Raw genomic sequence first — 24,938 nt, 5'->3', positions numbered from 1 at the left:
GGTTGCTCGTTTCGATGGCTGTTCAATCAGGCGCGAGGCGGACCACTCAGGCAGTAATAGCGGAAGCACAAGAATCATGAAGCCGGGTGCTTAGCTCAGTTGGTAGAGCGGCGCCCTTACAAGGCGTAGGTCGGGAGTTCGAGCCTCTCAGCACCCACCAGTTTCAGATTCTCTTAAAGTGTTTCTGCGCAGTGACGCAGTGAAAGCGCAGTATAAGGAGTGGTAGTTCAGTCGGTTAGAATACCGGCCTGTCACGCCGGGGGTCGCGGGTTCGAGTCCCGTCCACTCCGCCAGTATCCTCGAAAGGCGAACTCCGGTTCGCCTTTTTTATTGCCCGCTGTTGTAAGATCGGGCGTTCTGTTTTTGGCACTCACGCATGCTCGATTTTTTCCGCAATCACAAACGCCTGATGATGTTTATGCTCATCCTCGTCATTGTGCCGGGGCTGGGTTTTGTGGGTATTCAGGGCTTTCGCGGCTTCTTTGACGAAAGTGCAAACGTCGCAAGCGTCAACGGTCACAAGATCACGCGCGCAGAATACGAAAATGCGATGCGTCAACAGCTTGACCGCGCCCGTCAGATGCTCGGCGCGCAATTCGACATGAAGGCGTTCGATACGCCGCAACGCCGCAGCGAGATGCTCGACGGCCTGATTGAACAACGCGTGCTCGCCGATGAAGCGCAGCGCCTGCACCTGACCGCATCCGACGACGCCGTGCGCCGCACGCTGCTTAACGATCCGGTGATCTCGTCGCTGAAAAACCCAGACGGCTCAATCGACGTCGACCGGTACAAGCAACTGCTTGCCATGCAGGGCATGACGCCCGACCAGTACGACGAGCGCGTGCGCTACAGCATCGCCACCCAACAGTTGCCTGCCAGCATTCAGGGCAGCGCGTTCACGTCTAAAACGCTCGCTCAGCATCTGACGGAACTCGCTGAGCAGCAGCGTGAACTGCAGGGTATTGCCTTCCACCCGCGCGACTATGCCGCGAAGGTGCAGCCCACCGACGCGCAATTGCAGGCTTACTACGACGCACACCGTAACGACTTCGCCACGCCGGCCACAGCGACCATTCAGTATCTGGTGATGTCGCCGGCCACGCTCGCCGCGTCGGTGCAGCCGAGCGACGCCGACCTGAAGAAGTATTACGACGACAACATCGCGCGCTACCGCACCGAAGGTCAGGTACGCGCCAGCCACATTCTGATCACCGCGCCGAAAGACGCGAGCGCGGCCGACAAGGCCAAGGCGAAGCAGAAGGCTGAAGAGTTGCTCGCACAGATCAAGGCGCATCCTGAACAATTCGCTCAGATCGCGCAACAGAACTCGCAAGATCCCGGCTCGGCGTCAAAGGGCGGCGATCTCGGTTACTTCGGGCGCGGCATGATCGCGGGCGGTCAGGCGTTCGACGACGCCGTCTTCGCTCTGAAGAAGGACGAAGTCAGCGGGATCGTACAAACGGACTTCGGCTATCACATTGTCAAGGTCACCGACGTGAAGCCGGCCGTCACCAAGCCTTTTGACGAAGTGAAAGACCAGATCTCAAGAGACCTGAAAACGCAGCTGGCGAGCAAGGCATTCAGCGACGACTCCGAAGGTTTCACGTCGATCGTCTACGAGAAGGCGAAGAGCCTGCAACCTGCCGCCGACAAGTACAAGCTGCAGTTGCAGACGGCGACGGTCACTCCGCAGCCCGATCCGAAGCTGCCGCCCGACAGCCCGCTGAACAACGCGAAATTCCTCGCCGCTGTTTTCGCGAACGACGCAGCCGTGGCACGCAACAACACGCAGGCAATCGACGTGGGCGCAAACACGCTGATCGCGGCACGCGTCACCGACTATAAGGCCGCAGCCGTGCCGTCGCTCGACGCAATCAAGGACCTGGTGCGTCAGAAGGTCATCGCGGCTCAGTCAAACGAAGCCGCGCACAAAGACGGCATCGCGAAGCTCGCAGAGTTCGAGAAGTCGAAGGCGACCACGGGTTTCTCGTCGCCGTTGAAAGTGTCGCGCAACGACGCGCAAGGCGTGCCTCCCGCTGCGCTCAGTGCGATCTACAAGGCCGATGCGCAAAAACTGCCGGCATACGTGGGCGTTGATCTCGGTGACGACGGTTACGCCATCTATCGAGTGAACGCCGTCGTCGCAGGCACAGCGGTGGAACCGCAGCGTCTGGCCGCGGCGCAGCAGCAGATCGCGCAGGTAGAGTCGCAGTCCGAAGTAGAGGCCTACGTTCAGGCGTTGCGTGCCCGGTCGAAAGTAAAACTGTACGGCTCGCTCGAGAGCAGCAACGCGCAGGCAAGCGACGAGTAAGCTTTCCAGGGAACGCTCGTTTGCGCGTCGGTGTTCGCGGCGCGCCTAGCGTGCACCTTTCTACTCGCCGCGAATCCACACAAGCCGCGCTGAACGCGCGAGCGCAAAAAAGCCCCGCAAATGCGGGGCTTTTTTCATTTTCGAATCTGACTCGATCGGTCATTCGGCGAGATCGAAGCTCACCGAACGATCGCAGCGATCAGAGGGTAAATATGGTCAGAGGCATGAGCTGATCGCGCTGGTAGCGTCGCTGCCTGCTGCTCCGTTCGCGCGGAAGCCGACCCATGAGCCCTTGCCGGAGTACGAAGGACGTACCACGGCGGCCGCGCCGTTGGGCGGCTGCTGGCCCGGCACATACACGTCTACAGCCTGATCGTTGGCCAAGGTGTCTTGCGACACGACTTGTTGCTGGGAGCCGTCTGCCCATTTGTGCGCGATGCAGGTCGCAACGGCCTTCGGCGGTTGCTGGCTTTGTCCGACGGACTGAACGCCAGCCGGCGGTTGAGCAGCGCAGGCGGAAATTGCCACGGTCAAAGCGATTAACGGTAAGTATTTCACGTTATCTCCTCATAAGTCGCTCGGTATCGAGCCGGGGCCACGGGATTGCGCAAGCATGAGCTCAAGCTCGCGGATCCGTGTTCCCCGTAGTTCCGGAAACAAGCCGACAGCAGCCTTTCAGTGCGACGAACTTGTACGAAGGAGTGGCTTGACAGCGGGCCACACGTTGTTGAGTAGCACTGGCTGTGCCTGCTGAGTCGGATGAATCTGATCTGCCTGGAACATATCCGGCTTATCGGCAATGCCGGCAAGCAGGAACGGCACTAGCGGCACGTTCAGTTGCTTTGCGAGCTGGCCGTATAGGCCATGGAACTTTTGCGTATAGTCCGGGCCGTAGTTAGGCGGTACATACATGCCCACGAGCACGACCTTCGCGTGAGCCTGCTGAGCCTGCTCGATGATCGTGCGCAGATTGTCTTCAGTTGTTGAAAGCGGCACGCCACGCAAGGCATCGTTGGCACCCAGTTCGACAATCACGATGCTGGGCTTCAGGCGTTGCATCAGCGCCGGCAAGCGGGCCCGCCCGCCGCTCGTCGTATCGCCGCTAATGCTCGCATTGGCGACGCTATAATCGATTCGCTCCTGGGTGAGTCGCTGGCGCATCAACGCGACCCAGCCCGTGTCGCGGGGCAAGCCGTATTCAGCGGAGATGCTATCGCCAAGTACGACGATCACCGGTTTGGCCGCTTCGGGCGCATTGGCTGCGCGAACCGCGAAGGTCGTCGAAAAAAGGGCGGCCGCCACTATGACCGAGCCCCTTGCCACCGAGCTCGTTGCCGAAGTCAGTGCATTCGCGCGAAGCTTCATGGCGCGCACTTTCAACCTACGCTTCACTATGCTAAACAAAACTGATCCAGTCATTGAAGTGCGGGGTTTGTGCAAGAAGGTTAAGGATGCGACGGGCGAACTGACCATTCTCGACAACATCGATCTGGCTATCGAAGCGGGCAGCAGTGTCGCGATAGTCGGCGCATCCGGGTCGGGCAAGTCTACGCTGCTTGGACTGCTCGCAGGATTGGACAGCGCGAGTTCGGGCTCGGTTCGGCTACTCGGCCGCGAGCTCACCACATTGAACGAAGACGAGCGCGCGGCATTGCGCAGCGGCTCGGTCGGTTTCGTGTTCCAGTCGTTCCAGTTAATGCCGCATTTGACGGCGCTCGAAAACGTCACGTTGCCGCTCGAATTGCAAGGCGGCATCGGTACACGTGAAGCCGCACTGCGCGCGCGCGGGCTGCTCGAACAGGTCGGCCTCGGCCAGCGCACAAACCATTATCCGAAGCTGCTGTCGGGCGGCGAACAGCAACGCGTCGCACTGGCGCGCGCCTTCGTTACGCATCCGGCCATTCTCTTCGCCGACGAACCGACGGGCAGTCTCGACGCCGCGACCGGCCACGCGGTAATCGATCTGATGTTCCAGATGAACCGCGCGAACGGTGCAACGCTGATTCTCGTCACGCACGACGTGGAACTGGCGCGCCGCTGCGATACGACCGTAACGATAGAAGCGGGACGTCTCGCCTGACGCACAGGCTCGGTCGAAGTCAAACATACGCCCACGAAAAAAAGCGGGCCACAAGTGGCCCGCCCGATACTTCACCCAGTACGGAGCGCAGCACGCCGCCAGCTACATAGCCAACCGGCGTTCAAGTGTCAACGCTTCAACGCGGCGCGCGCCCTTGCGATCAGCGCGGACGTCGACGAATCGTGTTTCTTTTCGTCGACGCTTGCGGCTGTCAGGTCCGCCTCGACGACCTTGCCGAGAATCTTGCCTAGCTCGACGCCCCATTGATCGAACGGATTGATGTTCCATACCGACGCCTGTACGAGCACCTTGTGCTCGTAGAGCGCGATCAGCGCGCCGAGTGAGCGCGCCGTGAGCGCCTCGACCAGCAGCGTGGTGGTCGGCCGGTTGCCCGGAAACACCAGGTGCGGCGCCAGTTCCGGCTTGTCGGGACCGGCGACCTTTTTCGCTTCTTCGAGCGTGCGGCCGAGCATCAATGCTTCGCTTTGCGCGAAGCAGTTGGCGAGCAGCTTCGGATGATGGCTCACGAGCGGATGCTCTGGCGTCAGCACCGCAATGAAGTCGATCGGGACTATGGTCGGACCTTGATGCAGCATCTGGAAAAACGCATGCTGACCATTCGTACCCGGCTCGCCCCACGTTACCGCGGAGGTCGGATAGTCGACCATTGCGCCGTCGAGACGCGCCGATTTGCCGTTGCTCTCCATTTCCAGCTGTTGCAGATACGACGGCAGGAAGTGCAGCGCCTCCGAGTACGGCGCGACGAGATAGCTTTGCGAGCCGAAGAAGTTGCGATACCAGATGCCGATCATGCCCAGCAGCACCGGCAGATTCTTTTCGAGCGGCGCAGTGCGGAAGTGCTCGTCCATTTCGTTCGCGCCGGCCAGCAGTTCGCCGAACTGCTGCGGCCCGACCGCGATCATGATCGACAGACCGACCGCCGACCACAGCGAATATCGGCCGCCTACCCAGTCCCACATCTCGAACACGTTCTCTTTCGCGATGCCGAACTTGACGACTTCCGAAGGATTCGCCGACACACCGACGAAGTGCTTCGCCAGCGCATTTTCCGGGCAGCCCTTTTCCGTGAACCAGTCACGCAGCGAACGCGCGTTGGTCATGGTTTCGAGCGTCGTGAACGTCTTCGAAACGATGATGGCCAGCGTCTCTTCGGGGTCGATCTGCTGCATCACGTTGTAGAGATCGGCACCGTCGACATTCGACACGAAGTGCGTGGTGATTTCCGGCGTGGCCAGATGATGCAGCGCGTGCACGACCATCTTCGGCCCGAGGTCCGAGCCCCCAATGCCGATGTTCACCACGTGGCGAATGCGTTTGCCCGTATAGCCGGTCCAGGCGCCACTCCGCACCTGATCGGCGAACGCGGCCATTTTCGCGCGTTCGGCCTGCACCTGCTGATGGAACGGCGCATTGGGGTTGCTCGCTCGCAGCGCGGTGTGCAGCGCGGCACGGCCTTCAGTGGGATTGACGACTTCGCCCGCGAACATCGCGTCGCGACGTTTCTCGACGCCGGCTTCGCGCGCGAGTTGCACGAGCAGCTTCAGGGTTTCGTCGGTGATGCGGTTCTTCGAGAAGTCGGCGGCGATGCCGCCGCCCGCGAACGCGAAGCGCTCGGCACGCGTCGGCGCGGGGTCGTTCCCGGGAGCGAACCAGTCGCGCAGATGTGCATCGCGGATCTGCTCGTAGTGCGTTTGCAGAGAGGACCAGGAGGGGAGCGAATTCTGGGTCATAGCGTCCGTCTAACCAAGGGGCACAAAGAAAGGCGCGCGCGAGGCGCCGCCGAGGATGATGCAACGATGCTATTAGAGCGAGGCAGCACGGCCGCGTTCGCGGTGAGTCTTGAGCGCCCGCGCAGTCATTAACGCCCGTTGATTCCGCCGTGTTTTGCGAGTGGCTCGCTACGAACCGCCACGCCGTCAGGCAGTATGCGCGCAGCAAGCGCGCTCAGTTCGCGTGCGGTCCGCACGCGGCCACAGGTTCGACCGGTCAGCGCAGTTGCTCACGTACTCCTCACTCGATTACTCAGTATAACGGCGTTGCGGGACAGGCGGCAGCGCTTTGACACAACCCACGCCGGAAGCCAGCCACCCAATTCGGCCAATATCGCGCCATGCCGCTCGATACCCAACATCACGATTGCACCGATGGATAAAACATGCGGTTCAACAAGCTGCGCACCATCGGCGCAAGTTCGCCGGCCGTGAGGCCGGCGGGACCGTGGCCCTGCGCGTTCAACGTGTCGGCGGCGAGGCCGTGCAGGTAGACGCCGGCCAACGCCGCCTCGTAGCCCGGCAAGTGCTGCGCGAGCAAAGCGCCGATCATGCCGCCCAGGACGTCGCCGGTGCCGCCTGTCGCGAGCGCGGCATTTCCGGTCGGGTTGATCGTGAGACGGCCGTCGGGGGCCGCGATCACCGTACCGGTGCCCTTGAGCACCACCACACTGGCAAAGCGCGCCGCGAGAGCGCGCGCCGCGGCGAGGCGGTCGCGCTGTACGCGGACCACCTCAGTGCCAAGCAGGCGCGCGGCTTCGAGCGGGTGCGGCGTGAGCACGCAGGGATCGCCCTGCACGCCTCGCGCGGTAACGGCCGCGGCCAACGTGGAGTCTTTCGAAATCAGATTGAGCGCGTCAGCGTCGAAGAGCTTCGGCACATCGAGTTGCAGCACATCGTGCAACACCCGCGTGGCGCGCTCGCCGTGGCCCATGCCGCAGCCGAGCGCCAGCGCATCCATCTTGTCGAGCGGCAAATCGTCGACGGCATGCAACATCAGTTCGGGATGCGGCGGGTCGTAGGGCGGGGCGCCGGCGCCGAGCAGTGCGACGTGGACCTTGCCCGCGCCGGTGTAGAGCGCCGCACGCGCCGCGAGAATCGGCGCGCCGCACATGCCCGTGTCGCCGCCAACCACGGCGAGGCTGCCGAACGTGCCCTTGTTGGTCGCGAAATCACGCGGTGGCAGGAACGAGCCAAAGAGTTCGGGCGCGTTCAGTTGCACCGCCGTGCGCGCGCTGCAATCGACGCCGATCGGCGCGACCGTCACCGAGCCGGCGAGATCGCGGCCTTGCGCCGTGAAGAGTCCCGGCTTGCCGGCAATGAAGGTAACCGTGTGGGTCGCGCGCACGGCTGCGTCGCCGTCGCCGTCGCCGACGATCGTGCCCGTGTCGCTGTCGAGGCCGCTCGGCACGTCGAGCGCGAGCACGCCGCCTGTGTGCGGCCGGCTTTGGGCACGTTGCGAGAACTGCCGCGCGGTCGCGGCGAACACGCCTTCCAGTGGCCGCGCGAGGCCAATGCCGAACATACCGTCGACGAGCCACGTGTAGCCGTCGAGCGACGCGGGCGGCGCGGTGGCGATCGCGACGCCGGATGCGCGTGCCGTCGCGAGCGCCCAGCGGGCGTCGTCCGGTTTCACTTCCACCGGCATGCACAATTCGACGGCGATGCCGGCCTTGTGCAGCTCCGCCGCCAGAATCAGTGCGTCGCCGCCATTGTTACCGGGGCCGGCTATCAGCCAGACGCGCTGCCTGGATTTTTCGACCGACGTGTCGCGGGTAATCTGTTCGAGCAGGAAGCTGGCTGCCGCCTTGCCGGCGCGGTCCATCAGCGTATGCTGCGGCAGCGAAGCGGCGGCTTGCGATTCCGCGATCCTCAGGTCGGTCAGCGTCAGCAGCGGGAGGGCGCGGTTATGCGGGCGAATCAGCGTCGGCGGCGTGAGGTCGGCTTCTGTCATGGCGAGGCGGGCGGTCACCCTTGAGCAAGGTGCGAAAGCGTCTGGAATCGCTATGGTAGTGCCGATGTGCGCCCAATGCGTCGATTCCGGCGCACCCCGCTGTTACTGGAACCGGTCCACGCGCAGCGCGGCGAGCGTTTCGTCGGGCAAATCCGGCGCCTGGCCCACGACCAGATCGGCGATCAGCTTGCCCGCTCCGCACGCGAGGCCCCAACCCGCAGGCCCGTGGCCCACATTGACGAAGATCCGTGGATGCAGCGCATTGCCGACCACCGGCAAGCCGTCGGGCGACAGCAGCTTGATGCCTTCCCACGGCAAGGCCGCCGAAATACGCGCCGCGCCCGGAATCCAGTCGTGTGTCGCCTGCCCCAGCAGCGCCAGCGCTTCTTTCGTCAGTGCTTCGCCGAGCGGCTTCTCGATCAGATTAGCGCCTTGCAAGACCGCACCGCCCGCAATGCGCAAGCGGTGATTCATCCGGCTGATTCCTATGCGCTTGATCGCGTCGACGATAGCGACATGCGGCGCACATTCCTCATGCGCGATAGGCGCGACGAGCGTATGCACGCGCAGCGGATGCAGGGGCAAGGCGAGGCCGAGGCGCTCGAGCAGCGCGAGGCTGCCGTAACCGCCGGCGACCACGATCGCGTCCGCGTGGATCACATCGACTTCGCGTGACCGGGACGCCGCGCCCGGCCGAGGCGCGAGCTCGACTGCGGCGCGCTGGCCGTCGAGGCGGATCGCCGACACCTCGCAGCCGAGCATGAACTGCACGCCGCCCTGGGTGTCGAGCGTCTGCTTGAGAAGCTTGGTGAAAAGCGGGCAATTGGCGGTTCGCTCGTGTTCGAACAGAACGCCGCCCGCGAATTCCGGTTCGGTGCGCACCGAATGCTCGTACGCCGCACATTCGGCGGGGCTCAACACATGATGCGGCACTTCGTAGAGCGCCAGCAGCCCGAGCGCGGGCTGCAATTGCTGCCACTCCTGAGCGGAACGGACCAGATAGAGCAGACCGCTCGCCTGTTCGAATTCGAAGCCGAAGCGCGCTTCCATGTCGGCCATCGCCTCGCGCGACAGCTCGATAAGCGGTCGTAACAGCCGGTATTGGCGACCGAACTCGTCGGGCTCCTGCAATTCGGCGAGCTTCTTCACGAACTGGCGCGCCGGCCCGTTGAATCCGGGCTTGTTGATCACGCCGTTTTTCGCATTCTGCCGGTTCGCCATGAAAGTCGGGCCAAACCAGACGTCGAGCGGCGTTGGCAGGACCGTGCCGCCATGTCCATAGGTTGCGCCCTGCGCGACGGTGGCGTGGCGCTCGACGACGCATACCCGGTGGCCCGCGGCGCGTAGCTGATAAGCGGTGGCGACGCCCGCGATCCCGCCGCCAATGACGATGACATCCATTGTTCTGATTCGATTTGCCGGGCGGGGGCCGTTGTGCGGGCCCCGCTAGGCGTGACATGCGGCGCGGCCGGACATGACGCGAAGACATGACCCCGGATCCGATCCGGGCAGGACTCGCGACATACTGCCGGCGGCAAGGCCAGAACCCCGCTCGCACCGATCTGATGAAAGGGCGAATGATAGCAGTCAACGCCCGCGCATGGTCATGCGCGCTGCTGCGCAGGCGTCGCCCGAGACACCCGCGCAGCGTATTCCGGGGCCATGGCGCGCCCCGCTGGATGGCCGTTCCCGGGGTATAATCCCTGACTTCCTTTCCGCCTCATGTCGCCATCACGCGCGACTCTTCGGCATCATTGAGCGACGCAACGTCAAGTCCATGGCCCACTTCTCGTGTTTCCCCGGCGCTTCGGCCCTTTCCGATTTCCGTCAAACCCGCCTGCTCGAAACGCTTACGCGCATCGACCCGAACATCACGGGCGTGCGCGGGCAATATCTGCACTTCGTCAACGCGCAGACCCCGCTTTCCGCTGAAGACAACGCGAAGATCGAGGCGCTGATGCACTACGGCCATCCGCTCGAAGAAACCAGAGAGCGCGGCGCGGCCGAAACGTTTCTGGTGGTGCCGCGCTTCGGTACGGTGTCGCCGTGGGCGAGCAAGGCAACGGATATCGCGCACCTGTGCGGGCTCACGCAGGTGCGCCGGATCGAGCGCGGCGTCGAGTACACGGTTACGCTGAAAAGCGGCCTGCTGGGCGGCAAGAAGGCGCTTTCCGACGAAGCGCGCGAGGCCGTCGCCGCCGCGTTGCACGACCGCATGACCGAGAGCGTCGCGCCGTCGCGCGACCATGCGCTGCATCTGTTCGACGAACTGCCGGCCAAGCCGCTGCAAACCGTCGACGTGCTCGGCCAAAGCCGGCGCGCGCTGGAAGTAGCGAACACGGAACTGGGCCTCGCGCTCGCCGACGACGAGATCGACTACCTCGTCGACGCATTCACGAAACTCGGCCGCAATCCGACCGACGTCGAACTGATGATGTTCGCGCAGGCCAACAGCGAGCACTGCCGTCACAAGATTTTCAACGCGGAATGGACCATCGACGGCGAGAAGCAGGACATCTCGCTCTTCAACATGATCCGCAATACCGAGAAGCTCCATCCGCAAGGCACGATCGTCGCTTATTCGGACAACTCGGCGATCATGGCGGGCGGTATGGCAGAGCGCTGGTTCCCGCGCACGCCGGAGCAGCTTGGTGAGAAGGAACTGCCCGAGCACTATCGCCGCAGCGTCGAACTCACGCACACCTTGATGAAGGTCGAGACGCACAATCACCCAACCGCGATCTCGCCTTTCCCTGGCGCTGCGACGGGCGCGGGCGGCGAGATTCGCGACGAAGGCGCGACCGGCCGCGGCGCGCGGCCGAAGGCCGGTCTGGCGGGCTTCACGGTGTCGAACCTCGAATTGCCGGACGGCGTCGAAGCCTGGGAAAATGCACGCGATGTCGCCGTGCCGCTCGCGCATCGCAATCCGAACGACAAGCTTGAGGCGTATGGCCGCCCGGACCGCATCGCTTCGCCGCTGCAAATCATGATCGACGGCCCGCTCGGCGGCGCCGCATTCAACAACGAATTTGGCCGGCCGAATCTGGGCGGCTATTTCCGCGCATACGAGCAGAACGTGGCGGGCCTCGTGCGCGGCTATCACAAGCCGATCATGATCGCGGGCGGCATCGGCAATATTTCGGATCAGCACACGCACAAGCACGACCTGCCGGAAGGGTCGCTTCTGATTCAGATCGGCGGCCCGGGCATGCGCATCGGCATGGGCGGCGGCGCAGCAAGCTCGATGGCGACCGGCACGAATACCGCCGAACTCGACTTCGACTCCGTCCAGCGCGGCAATCCGGAGATCGAGCGGCGCGCGCAGGAAGTCATCAATGCGTGCTGGCAACTGGGCGACAAAAACCCGATCCTGAGCATTCACGACGTGGGCGCGGGCGGTCTGTCGAACGCGTTCCCGGAAGTGGTCGACGGCGCAGGAAAGGGCGCGATTTTCGATCTGCGCGAAATCCAGCTGGAGGAAAGCGGCCTGTCGCCGCGCGAGATCTGGTCGAACGAAGCGCAGGAGCGTTACGTGCTCGCCATCGCGCCCGCTGATCTCCCGGCTTTCCAGGCCATGTGCGAGCGCGAACGCTGCCCGTTCGCCGTGATCGGCACGGCAACGGCCGAACGTCAGTTGAAGCTGATCGATCCCGAACTGAAGGACGAGAACGCGCATCAACCGGTCGACATGCCAATGGAAGTGTTGCTCGGCAAGGCGCCGCGGATGCATCGCGACGTCACGCGCGTCGAGCCGAAGGTCCAGCCGGTGGATGTGACCGGCCTCGCACTCGCGGAAGTCGCGGTCAGCGTGCTGCGCCATCCCACGGTCGCGAGCAAGTCGTTCCTCATTACAATCGGCGACCGCTCGGTGGGCGGCACCACGGCGCGCGACCAGATGGTCGGCCCATGGCAAGTTCCGGTCGCGGACGTCGCGATCACGACCATGGACTACGCGGGCTTTCGCGGCGAGGCGATGACAATGGCCGAGCGCACGCCGCTCGCCGTCATCAACGCACCCGCGTCGGGCCGCATGGCGGTCGGCGAGGCGATCACCAACATCGCGGCGGCGCCTATCGCGTCGCTCGACAAGCTCAAACTGTCGGCCAACTGGATGGCTGCGTGCGGCGCGCCGGGCGAAGACGCGGCGCTCTACGAGACGGTCAAGGCGATCGGTATGGAACTGTGCCCGGCACTCGGCATCAGCATTCCGGTCGGCAAAGATTCGCTGTCCATGCGCACCAAGTGGGAAGACCGCGGCGTCGCTAAAGAAGTCGTCGCACCGGTTTCGCTCATCATCTCGGCGTTCGCGCCGGTCGAAGACGTGCGCCGTCATCTCACACCGCAACTGCGTCGCGCAAACGGTGCGGACGGTGTGGGCGACTCCGTGCTGATCGCAATCGACCTCGGCCGCGGCAAGCATCGTCTGGGCGGCAGCATTCTCGCGCAGGTTACGCAGCAGATCGGCGATACAGTGCCGGACGTTGACGATCCGGAAGACCTGAAGCGCTTCTTCAACGCAATCCAGTCGCTGAACGGGAGCGGCAAGCTGCTCGCCTACCACGACCGCTCCGATGGCGGCCTGTGGGCGACCGTATGTGAAATGGCGTTCGCGGGTCACGTCGGCGTGTCGTTGAATGTGGACATGCTCGTGCTCGATCCGCATCACGAGTCGGATTACGGCGACGCGAAAGACTGGGCAAAGCAGACGAGCGGCCGCCGCGAAGACCGCACGATCCGCGCGCTCTTCACCGAAGAACTCGGCGCCGTGATTCAGGTGCGCGCGGCCGACCGCGACGCGGTGCTGGCAGCGTTGCGCGAGCATGGCCTGTCGGCGTGCTCGCATGTGATCGGCAAGATCAACGATCGCGATACCATCGAAATTTATCGCGACGCGAAGAAGGTCTACGAAGCGCCGCGTGTAGAACTGCATCGCACGTGGAGCGAAGTGAGTTGGCGCATTTCGCGTTTGCGCGACAACCCGGCTTGCGCCGACGCGGAATACGACGCGCTGCTCGACGCCGCTGATCCGGGCATCACTCCGGTGCTGACATTCGACCCTGCTGATGACGTGGCCGCGCCGTACGTGGGCAAGAGCGCGCGTCCGCGCGTGGCGATTCTGCGCGAGCAGGGCGTGAACTCACACCTTGAAACGGCATATGCGTTCGACCGCGCCGGTTTCGACGCGCACGACGTGCACATGAGCGACCTGCTTGCGGGCCGCGCCGATCTGGCGGACTTCGCCGGTGCGGTGGCGTGCGGCGGGTTCTCGTACGGCGACACGCTCGGCGCCGGCGAAGGCTGGGCGAAGGCGATCCGCTTCAACTCGCAACTGGCCGATATGTTCGCGGCGTTTTTTGGCCGGACCGACACGTTTGCGCTCGGCATCTGCAACGGCTGCCAGATGATGAGCAGCCTCGCGTCGATGATCCCCGGCGCCGAAGCATGGCCGAAGTTCACGCGCAACAAGTCGGAAAAATTCGAGGCGCGCTTTTCGCTCGTGCAAGTCGAGGCGTCGCCGTCGATCTTCTTTGCCGGCATGGAAGGTTCACGCATTCCGGTCGCGGTTGCGCACGGCGAGGGTTATGCGGACTTCTCGCAGCAAGGCGATGCGTCGAAGGTCGCGGTGGCAATGCGTTACGTCGATCACCGTGGTCAGGCGACCGAGCAGTATCCGTTCAATCCGAACGGTTCGCCGAACGGCATCACGTCCGTTACCACGCCCGACGGCCGCTTCACCGTTGTGATGCCGCACACTGAGCGCGTGCATCGCGCGGTGCAAATGAGCTGGCATCCGGAAAGCTGGGGTGAGGGCGCGACGGACGCAAGCCCGTGGATGCGCGTCTTCCAGAACGCACGCCGCTGGCTGGGGTAATGAGGTAGTGAGTGCGCGTGCTCGCGGCGCGCACTCGGCGAAATCGCACAGTCGAGTGGCGCCTAAGCCCGCCGGAGCGCGATATAAAAAAGCCCCGTTCAGTCATCAACTGAACGGGGCTTTTTCGAACCAGATCGAAGATTGCGAATTAACGCTTACTGAATCTTCGCGTTCTTGCGCAGACCTTCTTCGAATGCCTGCAGTTTTTCTTGCTGGATCTGCTGCACGATCTGCGGGCGCACCTGTTCGAGCGGCGGCGGCGTGATGCTGCGCACGTCGTCAACGCGAATGATGTGCCAGCCGAATTGCGTATGCACCGGCGTGTCAGACATCTGGCCCTTCTGCAAATGCGTGGCCGCTTCCGCGAATTCCGGCACGTAAGCCTTCGGGTCAGACCAGTCCAGGTCGCCGCCGTTCTTGCCCGATCCCGGGTCCTTCGAGAATTGCTTGGCCAGATCCTCGAAGCTCGCGCCACCCTTGATTTTCGCGATGAGGTCTTTCGCCTGCTGCTCGTTGTCCACGAGAATGTGATGCAGGTGATATTCCTTGCCGCCTGCGTCCTTGATCAGTGCGTTGTAGCGAGCGGTGACTTCCGCGTCGCTCGGCGTGTTCTTCTTCACGAAGTCTTCGATCAGTGCGCGCAGCACGACGGTTTGCTGAGCGACAGCAATTTGCGCCTTGATGTCCGGACGATTCGGCAGGCCGCGGCGCAGCGCTTCCTGCATCAGGATTTCGCGGTTCACGAGTTCTTCACGCACGGCCATCTGGAGTTGCGGCGTGTTCTGCTGGCCTTGATGGACCAGTTGGTCGATCAGCGCGTCGGCGCGTGCTTTCGGAATCGGCGTGCCGTTCACCACGGCGATGTTCTGTGCGAATGCAGGTGCGGCCGCAAACGCAGCCAGCAATACCCAAAGACGGGTTTTCTTCAAGGTCATCGGAAGTTTCCTAGCGGGGCAACAAAGCGAATTCTTCGGGCGTGTAAGCCGTGATTGCAAGGGCATGAATGCCGCGCTGCATGGCATCGGCCAGCGCATCATACACCATGCGATGCCGCGCCACGCGGGGCTTGCCGGCGAATGCGGCAGCCACGATCGTGACACTGAAATGACCGCCGGCGGCAGCGCCGGCGTGGCCGGCGTGCTGCGCGCTGTCGTCGGTGATCTGGATCGATGCGATGGGCGCGAGCGCGGCAGTAAGGCGTGCTTCGATCAGCGCGGCACGCTCGGCGGTGGTGGCGTGCATGAACATATCGCTCATATCATTCCTCCTTCATGTACTTGGACAGCCACAAGCTCTGTCCGACGATAAACACCACCAGACAGCCTGTCGCGCCGAACAGTTTGAAATTGACCCACTGGTCGGTCGTGTAGTTGTACGCGACGAACAGGTTGAGCAGTCCGAGCAGCACGAAAAAGATCGCCCAGATTACGCTCAGCTTGCCCCAGATCGCATGCGGCAGCGTGATCTGCTTGCCCATCATCGCTTCGATCAGGTTCTTGTTGAACGCGAGTTGCGACACGATCAGCACGACGGAGAAGGCCCAGTACAGCACAGTCGGCTTCCATTTGATGAAGGTGTCGTTGTGCAGAACGAGCGTCGCGCCGCCGAACACGGTGACGACGCCGAGGCTCACCCACAGCATCGGGTCCACCTTGCGGTGCCGGAAGGCCACCCACGCGATCTGCACCAGCGTGGCAACGATCGCCACTGCGGTCGCCGTGAAGATGCCCCACACCTTGAAGGCGACGAAGAACAGAATGATCGGGAACAGATCGAACAGGAATTTCATTTATCTGACGGGAACTCGGAGAGTGGGTCGGAGGAGCAAGTGCGCGGCGCCATGCACGAGGCACCCCGCGGCATGCAGCACACAACCAGGCGCGGCGTCGGAAGCGAACTGATTGCCGTCGCAGCCCACGCGAAACCGTTGTCAGCTTGACGCGATGCCCCGCGTCCGTTCGCTTTCCGATGCCGCAGGTTGCTGCCAGTTGCGTCTACCTGCGGTTCGGGGCGGACTGTGCCATTCCGTGCGGTCCGTGTGCATTCCGTGCCTGCTTGTGCCTGCTTGTGGCCTTGGCCTGGCCGCTCAAGGCTGCCTCGGCGCATTACCGCGTCCGCGGACGCCACATTACTCGCCGACAGCAACCGCAATTCGCCAGCACAGGCACAGAGCGCGCCAAACCCGGACGCTGCGTTACTTGGGGTCGAATTGTAACGCAGCCGAATTGATGCAGTAGCGCAGACCCGTTGGCGCCGGTCCGTCTTCGAACACATGGCCGAGATGCGCGCCGCAATTCTTGCATTGCACCTCGATGCGCAGCATGCCATGCGACCGGTCGGTTTTCTCGGCAATCACTTCACCGTTGATCGGTTTGAAGTAGCTCGGCCAGCCGCAGCCGGCGTCGAACTTGGTATCCGATTCGAACAGCGGTGTGCCGCAACAGACGCAGTCATAAATGCCGCGCTCCCAGTGATCGTGATAACGGCCGGTGAACGGGCGCTCGGTGGCCGCGTGGCGCGTCACCTGATATTCGATGTCGGAAAGCTGCTTGCGCCACTCGGTGTCGTCTTTCTGCACCGCTGGGGTGTCGTGCTTGAGGTCGTCGGGATTGTTCATGTCGGTTCCTGTCTCGGGCTTGTAATGAGAGCGGCTTGCAGCTTGCGGGTCATGACGAGCAGCTGACTTCCAGCGAGCTCGCCCAGTCGGGCGGCAACCCGGCATACGCTTCGTGCTCGGGCTGTTCGTCGAACGGACGACGCAGCACCGCGGCCAGACGCTCAAGTTCGGAAAAATCCTTCTCTTTCGCGTGGCGGATCGCCGTTTCCGCCAAATGATTGCGAAGAATGAATTTGGGGTTCACACGGTTCATTGCAATGGCGCGCGCGGCGTCGTCGCGTGTTTCATGGGACAGGCGCGCGCGATACTCGTTCGCCCAGGCATCGAATGCAGCGCGGTCGAGGAACAGGTCGCGCACCGGCGCATCGCCGCTCGCGTCGTGTTTCGACATACGGCCGAGATTGCGAAAAGTCAGCGTGAAATCCGCCCGGTTCGCATGCATCACGTCGAACAGCCGGTTGACCAGTTGCGCATCGCCGTCGTGCACGGCTTCGAGCCCGAGCTTCGCCGCCATGCGTCGCTCGAGCGCCGGGCCGAAACGCTCCCTGAAACCGCCGAGCACGCGTTGCGCGTCTTCAATGGCTTTGTCGTTGCGCGCGCTTTGCTCGTAGTGTTCGCCAAGCAGCGGCAGCAGTCCTTGCGCAAGGCAAAAGAGATTCCAGTACGCGATCTGCGGTTGCATCCGGTACGCATAACGACCCTGCGAGTCGGAGTGATTGCAGATGTAGCCCGCGTCGAAGCCGTCCATGAAGCCGAACGGACCATAGTCGATGGTCAGGCCGAGGATCGACATGTTGTCCGTATTCATCACGCCGTGGCAGAAGCCGACGGCCTGCCACTCGACCATCAGATCCGCCGTGGACAACACCGCCTCGTTCAGCAACGCGAGATACGGATCGTCGGCTTCGCGGCAATGCGGATAGAAGCGCTCGATCACATGATCCGCGAGCGCGCGCAGCGCGTCGGTGCGATCGTTTGAATAGAAGTGCTCGAAGTGGCCGAAGCGCACGAAGCTCGGCGCGACGCGCGTGACGACGGCGGCGGTTTCGATCTCCTCGCGCCGTACCGGCTGGTCTGAGCCGATCACGCACAGTGCGCGCGTGGTCGGAATGCCGAGGTGATGCATGGCCTCCGAGCAGAGAAATTCGCGAATCGACGAGCGCAGCACCGCACGCCCGTCGCCCATGCGCGAATACGGCGTGCGCCCGGCGCCTTTTAACTGAAGCTCGAACCGCTGACCCGCATATTCGACTTCGCCGAGTCCGAGCGCGCGGCCGTCGCCGAGCTGTCCCGCCCACACGCCGAACTGATGCCCCGAGTACACCGACGCATACGGGAGCGCCTCGGCTGGCCATTCGCGGGTGCTGTTGCCGGAAAACAGATCGGCGAACGCAGGCTCTTTTTCGAGGCCCGGCTCTAACCCGAGCAGCGCGGCAGTGTCGGCCGAGAAACCGACGAGATACGGCGCGCTCAGCGGCGTGGCTGCCAGACGCGTGAGAAACGTGCTGCCAAGCCGCGCAAACGCGCTTTCGGTGGGGTTGGTAAGAAGTTCGGAAAGTGCCGCCAGAGGCCCGGACAGGCCTGCAATGCTTGGGGAAAACGACATGTTGAGCGCCTCACTATTAACCGATATTGTAAGTCCGCACCCGCGGCGCTGCTGGCGGGCCGGCATTTGGCCCGTGTATGGCCCGCGTATGCCCGATACGAACATTCCAGTGGTGGCGGATGCGTGACTCGCCTGTGGCTTGCTTCAGCAATTTCACTGCCGCGCCGGTTTCTCCCGAACGGCGCTTCAATGTCCAAACCCTGAAAATAAAAAGGCCAGGAGACGACCCTTTATGACGATGCCGCTGCTTGGCCAGATGATGGATGTGCCCCTCACCGTGTCCTCGCTGCTCGCTCACGCGGCGCGGCATTTCAGCGGCACCGAGATCGTGTCGCGGCGTATCGAAGGCGACATTCATCGCTACACCTATCGTGATTGCGAACGGCGCGCAAAGCAGCTCGCGCAGGCCTTGATCGCGCTCGGCGTTCATTCCGGTGAGCGGGTCGCGACACTGGCGTGGAACGGCTACCGGCATCTCGAAGCCTATTACGGCACGACCGGATTCGGCGCCGTGTGCCACACGATCAACCCGCGCCTTTTCCCCGATCAGATTGCGTACATCATCAATCATGCCGACGATGCCTACGTGCTGTTCGACACGACCTTCGCGCCGCTAGTCGACGGCCTTGCGCCGCAATGCCCGAAAGTACGCGGCTGGATCGCTCTCGCCGACGAAGCACATTTGCCGGCGATGCAAACGCCCGTGCTGAGTTACGAAACGCTCGTGAACGCGCAGGACGGCAATTTCGAATGGCCGCCAATCGACGAGCGTCAGGCGTCCTATCTCTGCTATACGTCGGGTACCACGGGCAACCCGAAAGGCGCGCTGTACTCGCATCGATCGACGGTGCTGCATGCGTTCGGCGCATCGCTGCCTGACGCAATGAGCCTGTCCGCGCGCGATTCCGTGCTGCCCGTCGTCCCTATGTTCCATGTCAACGCCTGGGGCATCCCGCACGCCGCGCCGCTCACCGGCGCAAAGCTCGTGTTTCCAGGCAAGGACCTGGACGGCAAGTCGCTGTTCGAACTGATGGAGCGCGAGCGCGTCACTTATTCGGCTGGCGTGCCGACCGTCTGGCTCGGCCTGTTGAACTATCTGCGCGAAGCTGGCGTGCGCTTTTCGTCGCTCGAGCGCACGGTGATCGGTGGCTCCGCGTGTCCGCCCGCGATGCTGCGCACTTTCGAGGACGACTACAACGTACAGGTCATTCACGCGTGGGGCATGACCGAAATGTCACCGCTCGGCACGTTGGCGAAGCTCACGTGGGAGCAATCGCAGCGCTCGCTTGCTGAGCAGCGCAAACTGCTTGAGAAACAAGGACATGCGCTTTACGGCGTCGATATGAAGATCGTCGGCGAAGACGGTACGGAGTTGCCGTGGGACGGCGTCGCGTTCGGCGATCTGTATGTTCGTGGGCCTTGGGTAATCGACCGGTATTTCCGCAAGGACGACTCCCCGCTCGTGGACGGCTGGTTTCCGACCGGCGACGTCGCGACTATCGACCGAGATGGCTTTTTGCAGATCACGGACCGCTCGAAGGACGTCATCAAGTCGGGCGGCGAGTGGATCAGTTCGATCGACATCGAGAACGTCGCCATTGCGCATCCGGCGGTCGCGGAGGCGGCGTGCATCGCATGCGCTCATCCGAAATGGACGGAGCGTCCGCTGCTGGCTGTGGTCAAACGCGCGGGTTTCGACGTGACGCGCGAAGAACTGCTCGCGTTCTACAACGGCAAGGTCGCCAAATGGTGGATCCCGGACGACGTGGTGTTCGTCGACGAATTGCCGCATACGGCCACGGGCAAATTGCAAAAGCTGAAGCTGCGCGAAATCTTCCGCGATCACGTGCTGCCGTCGGCGCTGGAAGCCCAGATGTTCGAGGGAGACTGCCCGCTCGCCAGGGGAAACCCCGGCTGACGATAAATTGAACGAGCGTGCTTTTTTGTGTATTCTGCCTGCTGACACCGGAACGGCCGACCTGAACTCGGGACGAAGGTTGGAGCACTGAAGCCAGACATCAGTCGTCTGGTGGACCCGGAAGGGCGGCGCGCTGCGCCGCCTCATCTCAAGGATGCGATGCATCGCATGGAGGCAGGCAGATGGCAGTGGACTACACAACCCATGACGGCGTGGCCGTCATCACGCTGAACAATCCTCCCGTCAACGGCCTCGGCCTGTCGACCCGGGCGGGAATCGTCGAGGGCATCGAGCGCGCGCAGAACGACGCGGCCATCAAGGCCATCGTGCTGACGGGCGCGGGCAAAGCCTTTTCGGGCGGCGCCGACATCACCGAATTCAATACGCCGAAAGCCACCCAGGAGCCGACGCTCGCCACCGTCATCAAGACCGTTGAAGGCAGCGCGAAACCGGTGGTCGCGGCGATTCACAGCGTCGCGATGGGCGGCGGGCTCGAACTCGCGCTAGGCGCGCATTACCGGATCGCCGCGCCCGGCGCGCAAATCGCGTTGCCCGAAGTCAAGCTCGGCATCTTGCCGGGCGCGGGAGGCACTCAGCGTCTGCCGCGTGCAATCGGCCTCGAAGCCGCGCTCAACATGATCGTTTCCGGCGCGCCTGTCATGTCGCAGGACCTCGCCCGATCGGGTCTCTTCGACGAACTCGCGGACGGCGATCTCGCCGAAGCGGCGCTCGCGTTCGCGCGCAAGGTCGGCGCAAAAGAAGGCCCGCATCCGAAAGTGCGCGAGCGCAAGATCGAGCATCCGAATGCCGAAGGCTTTATCCAGTTCGCACGCAATAGTGTCGCAACCGTCGCGAAGAATTTCCCCGCGCCGCTCAAATGTATCGACGCAGTTGAAGCCGGCGTGAAGAACGGCTTCGACAAGGGCCTTGAGGTCGAGCGCGAATGCTTCGTCGCGCTCGTGCAAACGCCCGAGAGCCGTGCGCTGCGTCACGCGTTCTTCGGCGAGCGCGCCGCGAGCAAGATTCCCGACGTGCCTGCCGATACGCCAGTGCGCGAGATCCGGCAGGTCGCGGTGATCGGCGCGGGCACGATGGGCGGCGGCATCGCAATGAACTTCATCAGCGCCGGCATTCCCGTTACGCTGCTCGAAACGAAACAGGAGGCGCTTGACCGCGGCCTCGCCACGATCCGCAAGAACTACGAAGCAACTGTGAAGAAGGGCAAGCTCAAGCCCGAAGCGCTCGAAGAGCGGATGGCGCTGATCACGCCCACGCTTTCGTACGACGACCTGAAGAACGCGGACCTGATCGTCGAAGCGGTGTTCGAGGAACTCGGCGTCAAGGAGCAGGTGTTCAAGCGTCTCGACGAAGTGGCGAAGTCCGGCGCGATCCTGGCGTCGAACACGTCGACGCTCGACGTGGACAAGATCGCCGCGTTCACCAGGCGGCCGCAAAATGTGGTCGGCATGCACTTCTTCAGCCCGGCCAACGTCATGAAGCTCCTTGAAGTCGTGCGCGGCAAGCAAACCGCGAAAGACGTGCTCGCCACCGTCATGAAGCTTGCGAAGAAGATCAAAAAAACGGCGGTGGTGTCGGGCGTGTGCGACGGTTTCATCGGCAACCGGATGATCGAGCAGTACATCCGCCAGGCGCTTTTCATGCTCGAAGAGGGCGCGCTGCCCGCGCAAGTCGATCGTGCGATTGAAAAATTCGGCTTCGCAATGGGACCGTTCCGCATGAGCGATCTGGCCGGCAATGACATCGGCTGGGCGATCCGCAAGCGCCGCTATGAGGAACATCCGGAGATGCATTATTCGAAGATCGCCGACCGTCTGTGCGAGACGGGGCGCTTCGGCCAGAAAACCGGCGGCGGCTGGTACGACTACAAGGCGGGCGATCGCACCGCGCATCCGTCGAAACTGGTCGACGAGATGATTGTCGCTTACTCGAACGAAACGAACACGCAGCGCCGCAAGATCGGCGACGACGAGATCGTCGAACGTCTCGTATTCGCGCTCGTCAACGAAGGCGCGAAGATTCTTGAAGAAGGGATTGCATCGAAGGCGTCGGACATCGACATGGTGTATCTGACCGGCTATGGCTTCCCGCTTTATCGCGGCGGCCCGATGCTGTACGCGGACACCGTCGGCCTCTACAACGTCGAGCGCGCAATTCGCCGCTACGCATCGCAGCCGAATGGCGACGCATGGCAGTTGGCGCGCAGCATCGCCGAACTTGCGGCCCAGGGCCGGGGCTTTAACGGCTGACGCCGCGCACAGCACACGCCGCTCATATCGAACGACAGCGGTGGCGCGCGTTATTGCGGCGCGGCGGCGATATCGCCCGCACGGAACGCACGCGCCACCATCGCCATCTATACGCAGGAGACTCGCATGACTGACGCCGTAATCGTATCGACCGCCCGCACGGGGCTCGCCAAATCATGGCGCGGCGGTTTCAACATGACGCATGGCGCGACGCTCGGCGGGCACGTAACGCACGCCGCCGTCGAACGGGCGAAGCTGGACCCGGCGCGTGTGGAGGACGTGATCATGGGTTGCGCCAATCCTGAAGGCGCGACGGGCATGAACATCGCGCGGCAGATCGCGCTGCGCGCCGGCTTGCCGGTCAGCGTGCCGGGCATGACGGTGAACCGCTTCTGTTCGTCGGGATTGCAAACCATCGCGCTGGCCGCTCAGCGCGTGATTGCCGGCGAGGGCGACGTGTTCGTCGCGGGCGGCGTTGAATCGATCTCGTGCGTGCAGAACGAGATGAACCAGCACATGTTGACCGACGGTTGGCTCAGCGAGAACAAGCCGGAAATCTACTGGTCGATGTTGCAGACCGCCGAGAACGTCGCAAAACGTTATTCGATTTCGAAAGAGCGTCAGGACGAGTACGGCGTGCGCTCACAGCAGCGCGCCGCAGCGGCGCTGGAAGCCGGCAAGTTCAAGGACGAGATCGTGCCGTTGACGGTGCTCGCGGGTGTCGCCGACAAAGCGACCGGCCGGTTGTACACGAAAGAGGTGACCGTCAGCGGCGACGAGGGCATTCGCGCGGACACGACGCTCGAAGGCGTATCGAAGATCCGCACCGCGCTGCCGGGCGGCGTCATCACGGCGGGCAACGCGAGCCAGTTCTCAGACGGTGCGTCCGCTTGCGTGGTGATGAACGCGAAAGTCGCGGAGCGCGAAGGGCTGCAGCCGCTCGGCATTTTCCGGGGTTTCGCGGTGGCCGGCTGCGAACCGGACGAGATGGGCATCGGCCCTGTTTTCGCCGTGCCGAAGCTGCTCAGGCAGGCGGGGCTGAAAGTCGAGGACATCGATCTGTGGGAGTTGAACGAAGCGTTCGCCGTGCAGGTGCTGTATTGCGCCGACAAGCTCGGCATTCCGCATGACCGTCTGAATGTCGACGGTGGCGCGATTGCGGTCGGCCATCCGTATGGCGTGTCGGGCGCGCGGCTCACCGGGCATGCGCTGATCGAAGGCAAGCGGCGCGGCGCGAAGCTCGTCGTGGTGACGATGTGTATCGGCGGCGGGCAGGGCGCGGCGGGGCTGTTCGAAGTCGCTTGACCGCGTGGTCGGCGGAGCGTGGTCAGGGCAGGGCCATGCCCGTCGAGGGCAGGCTCAACGCGCCCTGATCGACGAAGCGCGTCGTGCCGGTCAGGCCGCTGGCGAGCTTGCCTCGCATAATGTACGGAATCTGGCTCGACTGCGCGGTGCTGCCCTGCATTACACCGGCGAACGCGAACGCCTGGCGAACCGCGGAAAACGCGGGCACCGTCAACGGCACATTGACAATAGTTTCGCCGAAGCGGGGCACGGTGCCGCTCTGGTCGCTGACGCCGCTCGCGAACGGCTTGCCGTTCAGTTCCAGATCGAGCGACACGCCATTGAAGCTGACCGCCGAATCGTTCGGATTTTGTACGCGCAGTTTGACGTTGAAACGCATCTCGAAGCCTTGGCTGTCCATCGGTTCGATGCCGGCGACGCTCACGCGTAACGGATCGCCGCCGAAGAATCCGGCGCAGCCGCTCACGGTGAGCGCGAACACAGCGCATAACGCGGTCACGCGGCACAGACGCGCGCTGAACAGCATGCGGACGAAGGACATGACCGGCACCTCGAAGAGCGGATGGGGTCATGCATTGTAGCTGGCGAATTCCGGCGCGCGGGCGCCTGTTATGCGGCTTCTCGGTGAGTTACTCAGGTACCGCTCGTCTTTCGTCTTATGGTCGTCTCATGTTTCGTTTGAAGCAGTGCGCCGCAGCGTCGCTTTCAGGAATGCGGTCAACCAATGCAGAGCCCCACCCGTCGCGCTGCTGCCTCTGTTTTCAGCAAGAGACGGTTGCACCACGAAGGCGGCAGCCGGCGCATCCTGCGCACTGATCGATATCATGCCGTGTTGCCGCGCCACGAAGCACTGGCCCTCGTGCAAGGTGACGGACGTCAACGGAACGGCATCGCCGAGCCAGGCAAGCGAATGATCGCGAAACGCCAGCAGCAGATCGCCCTCAACGGCAACGACGGTGCCTCTTGCCCGCACGTCGTGCAGGGCGACTTGACCGACTGCGAGGAGGGACAGATTGGCGTTGGGGCGAGTTGACATGACCGTTTCCTTAAGACCGTTTCCATGCCATCCAGCATATTGAGCAGGTGCCCTTGAAAACAGCCGCAGTTATCGGCAATCTGAACCGCTACAAGGCGGCGGTTTGGCGCGCTGTATCGGTCGAAATGAAGAGAACGTGTATCTGTCGCGGCGCCGCCGCAGTGCGCACCATCGGTTGA

General features: G+C 63.2%; 18 protein-coding genes and 2 tRNA genes. 9 read left to right on the top strand and 11 right to left on the bottom strand.

Annotation, left to right across the window (positions count from 1 at the left end):
• The first annotated feature begins 84 nt into the window (after positions 1 to 84).
• From BCA01S_RS19620 to BCA01S_RS19610, 3 genes are all read left to right on the top strand, one after another.
• A tRNA-Val gene (locus BCA01S_RS19620) sits at positions 85 to 160 on the top strand.
• Positions 161 to 216: 56 nt separating this feature from the next.
• Positions 217 to 293 (top strand) — tRNA-Asp (locus BCA01S_RS19615).
• Between the two features lie 83 nt (positions 294 to 376).
• Positions 377 to 2,314, top strand: a complete 1,938-nt coding sequence (locus BCA01S_RS19610; RefSeq protein WP_027778371.1) for a SurA N-terminal domain-containing protein — start codon at positions 377 to 379, stop codon at positions 2,312 to 2,314.
• A gap of 216 nt (positions 2,315 to 2,530) precedes the next feature.
• Here BCA01S_RS19610 and BCA01S_RS19605 read toward each other — a convergent pair whose 3' ends face one another.
• Both BCA01S_RS19605 and BCA01S_RS19600 read right to left on the bottom strand, forming a co-directional pair.
• Positions 2,531 to 2,872, bottom strand: a complete 342-nt coding sequence (locus BCA01S_RS19605; RefSeq protein ID WP_027778370.1) for a hypothetical protein — start codon at positions 2,870 to 2,872, stop codon at positions 2,531 to 2,533.
• Between the two features lie 117 nt (positions 2,873 to 2,989).
• A complete protein-coding gene (locus tag BCA01S_RS19600) occupies positions 2,990 to 3,679 on the bottom strand; it encodes an arylesterase (protein ID WP_020065910.1) in 690 nt (229 codons plus the stop codon).
• Between the two features lie 28 nt (positions 3,680 to 3,707).
• Between BCA01S_RS19600 and BCA01S_RS19595 the strand changes: the two genes are divergently transcribed.
• A complete protein-coding gene (locus BCA01S_RS19595) occupies positions 3,708 to 4,394 on the top strand; it encodes an ABC transporter ATP-binding protein (protein WP_027778369.1) in 687 nt (228 codons plus the stop codon).
• A gap of 128 nt (positions 4,395 to 4,522) precedes the next feature.
• Here BCA01S_RS19595 and pgi read toward each other — a convergent pair whose 3' ends face one another.
• The 3 genes from pgi to BCA01S_RS19580 all read right to left on the bottom strand — a co-directional run bounded on the left by pgi (position 4,523) and on the right by BCA01S_RS19580 (position 9,539).
• Positions 4,523 to 6,145, bottom strand: a complete 1,623-nt coding sequence (pgi, locus tag BCA01S_RS19590; RefSeq protein ID WP_020065912.1) for a glucose-6-phosphate isomerase — start codon at positions 6,143 to 6,145, stop codon at positions 4,523 to 4,525.
• A gap of 400 nt (positions 6,146 to 6,545) precedes the next feature.
• A complete protein-coding gene (locus BCA01S_RS19585; protein ID WP_027778368.1) occupies positions 6,546 to 8,138 on the bottom strand; it encodes a bifunctional ADP-dependent NAD(P)H-hydrate dehydratase/NAD(P)H-hydrate epimerase in 1,593 nt (530 codons plus the stop codon).
• A 102-nt stretch (positions 8,139 to 8,240) separates the two neighbouring features.
• Entirely contained in the window at positions 8,241 to 9,539 is a 1,299-nt protein-coding gene (locus BCA01S_RS19580; protein ID WP_027778367.1) for an FAD-dependent oxidoreductase, read from the bottom strand.
• Positions 9,540 to 9,915: 376 nt separating this feature from the next.
• Here BCA01S_RS19580 and purL point away from each other — a divergent pair, with 376 nt between their 5' ends.
• Positions 9,916 to 14,010, top strand: coding sequence for a phosphoribosylformylglycinamidine synthase (gene purL, locus BCA01S_RS19575; protein WP_027778366.1), 4,095 nt, complete (start codon positions 9,916 to 9,918; stop codon positions 14,008 to 14,010).
• Between the two features lie 155 nt (positions 14,011 to 14,165).
• Here the strand turns inward: purL and BCA01S_RS19570 are convergent, their stop codons facing one another.
• The 5 genes from BCA01S_RS19570 to BCA01S_RS19550 all read right to left on the bottom strand — a co-directional run bounded on the left by BCA01S_RS19570 (position 14,166) and on the right by BCA01S_RS19550 (position 18,233).
• Positions 14,166 to 14,945, bottom strand: a complete 780-nt coding sequence (locus BCA01S_RS19570; protein ID WP_020065916.1) for a peptidylprolyl isomerase — start codon at positions 14,943 to 14,945, stop codon at positions 14,166 to 14,168.
• A gap of 10 nt (positions 14,946 to 14,955) precedes the next feature.
• Positions 14,956 to 15,267: a BolA family protein gene (locus BCA01S_RS19565; RefSeq protein ID WP_020065917.1), complete on the bottom strand. Its 312-nt coding sequence runs from the start codon at positions 15,265 to 15,267 to the stop codon at positions 14,956 to 14,958.
• A 1-nt stretch (position 15,268) separates the two neighbouring features.
• Positions 15,269 to 15,799 carry a septation protein A gene (locus BCA01S_RS19560; RefSeq protein WP_027778365.1) on the bottom strand — a complete coding sequence of 177 codons (531 nt, stop codon included), beginning with the start codon at positions 15,797 to 15,799 and terminating at the stop codon, positions 15,269 to 15,271.
• Positions 15,800 to 16,204: 405 nt separating this feature from the next.
• Positions 16,205 to 16,627 (bottom strand): peptide-methionine (R)-S-oxide reductase MsrB, encoded by a 423-nt coding sequence (msrB, locus tag BCA01S_RS19555; RefSeq protein WP_020065919.1) that lies wholly within the window; start codon positions 16,625 to 16,627, stop codon positions 16,205 to 16,207.
• Positions 16,628 to 16,676: 49 nt separating this feature from the next.
• Entirely contained in the window at positions 16,677 to 18,233 is a 1,557-nt protein-coding gene (locus BCA01S_RS19550) for a protein adenylyltransferase SelO (protein WP_027778364.1), read from the bottom strand.
• A gap of 232 nt (positions 18,234 to 18,465) precedes the next feature.
• Here BCA01S_RS19550 and BCA01S_RS19545 point away from each other — a divergent pair, with 232 nt between their 5' ends.
• The 3 genes from BCA01S_RS19545 to BCA01S_RS19535 all read left to right on the top strand — a co-directional run bounded on the left by BCA01S_RS19545 (position 18,466) and on the right by BCA01S_RS19535 (position 23,723).
• On the top strand, positions 18,466 to 20,151 hold the full coding sequence (locus BCA01S_RS19545) for a 3-(methylthio)propionyl-CoA ligase (protein ID WP_027778363.1): 1,686 nt from the start codon (positions 18,466 to 18,468) through the stop codon (positions 20,149 to 20,151).
• A 182-nt stretch (positions 20,152 to 20,333) separates the two neighbouring features.
• On the top strand, positions 20,334 to 22,418 hold the full coding sequence (locus tag BCA01S_RS19540; protein ID WP_027778362.1) for a 3-hydroxyacyl-CoA dehydrogenase NAD-binding domain-containing protein: 2,085 nt from the start codon (positions 20,334 to 20,336) through the stop codon (positions 22,416 to 22,418).
• Between the two features lie 126 nt (positions 22,419 to 22,544).
• On the top strand, positions 22,545 to 23,723 hold the full coding sequence (locus BCA01S_RS19535; RefSeq protein WP_027778361.1) for an acetyl-CoA C-acyltransferase: 1,179 nt from the start codon (positions 22,545 to 22,547) through the stop codon (positions 23,721 to 23,723).
• Between the two features lie 22 nt (positions 23,724 to 23,745).
• Here BCA01S_RS19535 and BCA01S_RS19530 read toward each other — a convergent pair whose 3' ends face one another.
• Positions 23,746 to 24,264, bottom strand: coding sequence for an LEA/WHy family protein (locus BCA01S_RS19530; protein WP_027778360.1), 519 nt, complete (start codon positions 24,262 to 24,264; stop codon positions 23,746 to 23,748).
• 183 nt (positions 24,265 to 24,447) lie between these two features.
• Between BCA01S_RS19530 and BCA01S_RS39530 the strand changes: the two genes are divergently transcribed.
• A complete protein-coding gene (locus tag BCA01S_RS39530) occupies positions 24,448 to 24,756 on the top strand; it encodes a hypothetical protein (protein WP_156955067.1) in 309 nt (102 codons plus the stop codon).
• Positions 24,757 to 24,938 lie beyond the last annotated feature (182 nt).

Origin of the sequence: Paraburkholderia caledonica NBRC 102488, assembly GCF_000685095.1 — a bacterium.
Lineage (GTDB): Bacteria > Pseudomonadota > Gammaproteobacteria > Burkholderiales > Burkholderiaceae > Paraburkholderia > Paraburkholderia caledonica.
The sequence above is the reverse complement of the archived record's forward strand: the minus strand, read 5'-3'. Positions and strand labels throughout refer to the sequence as shown.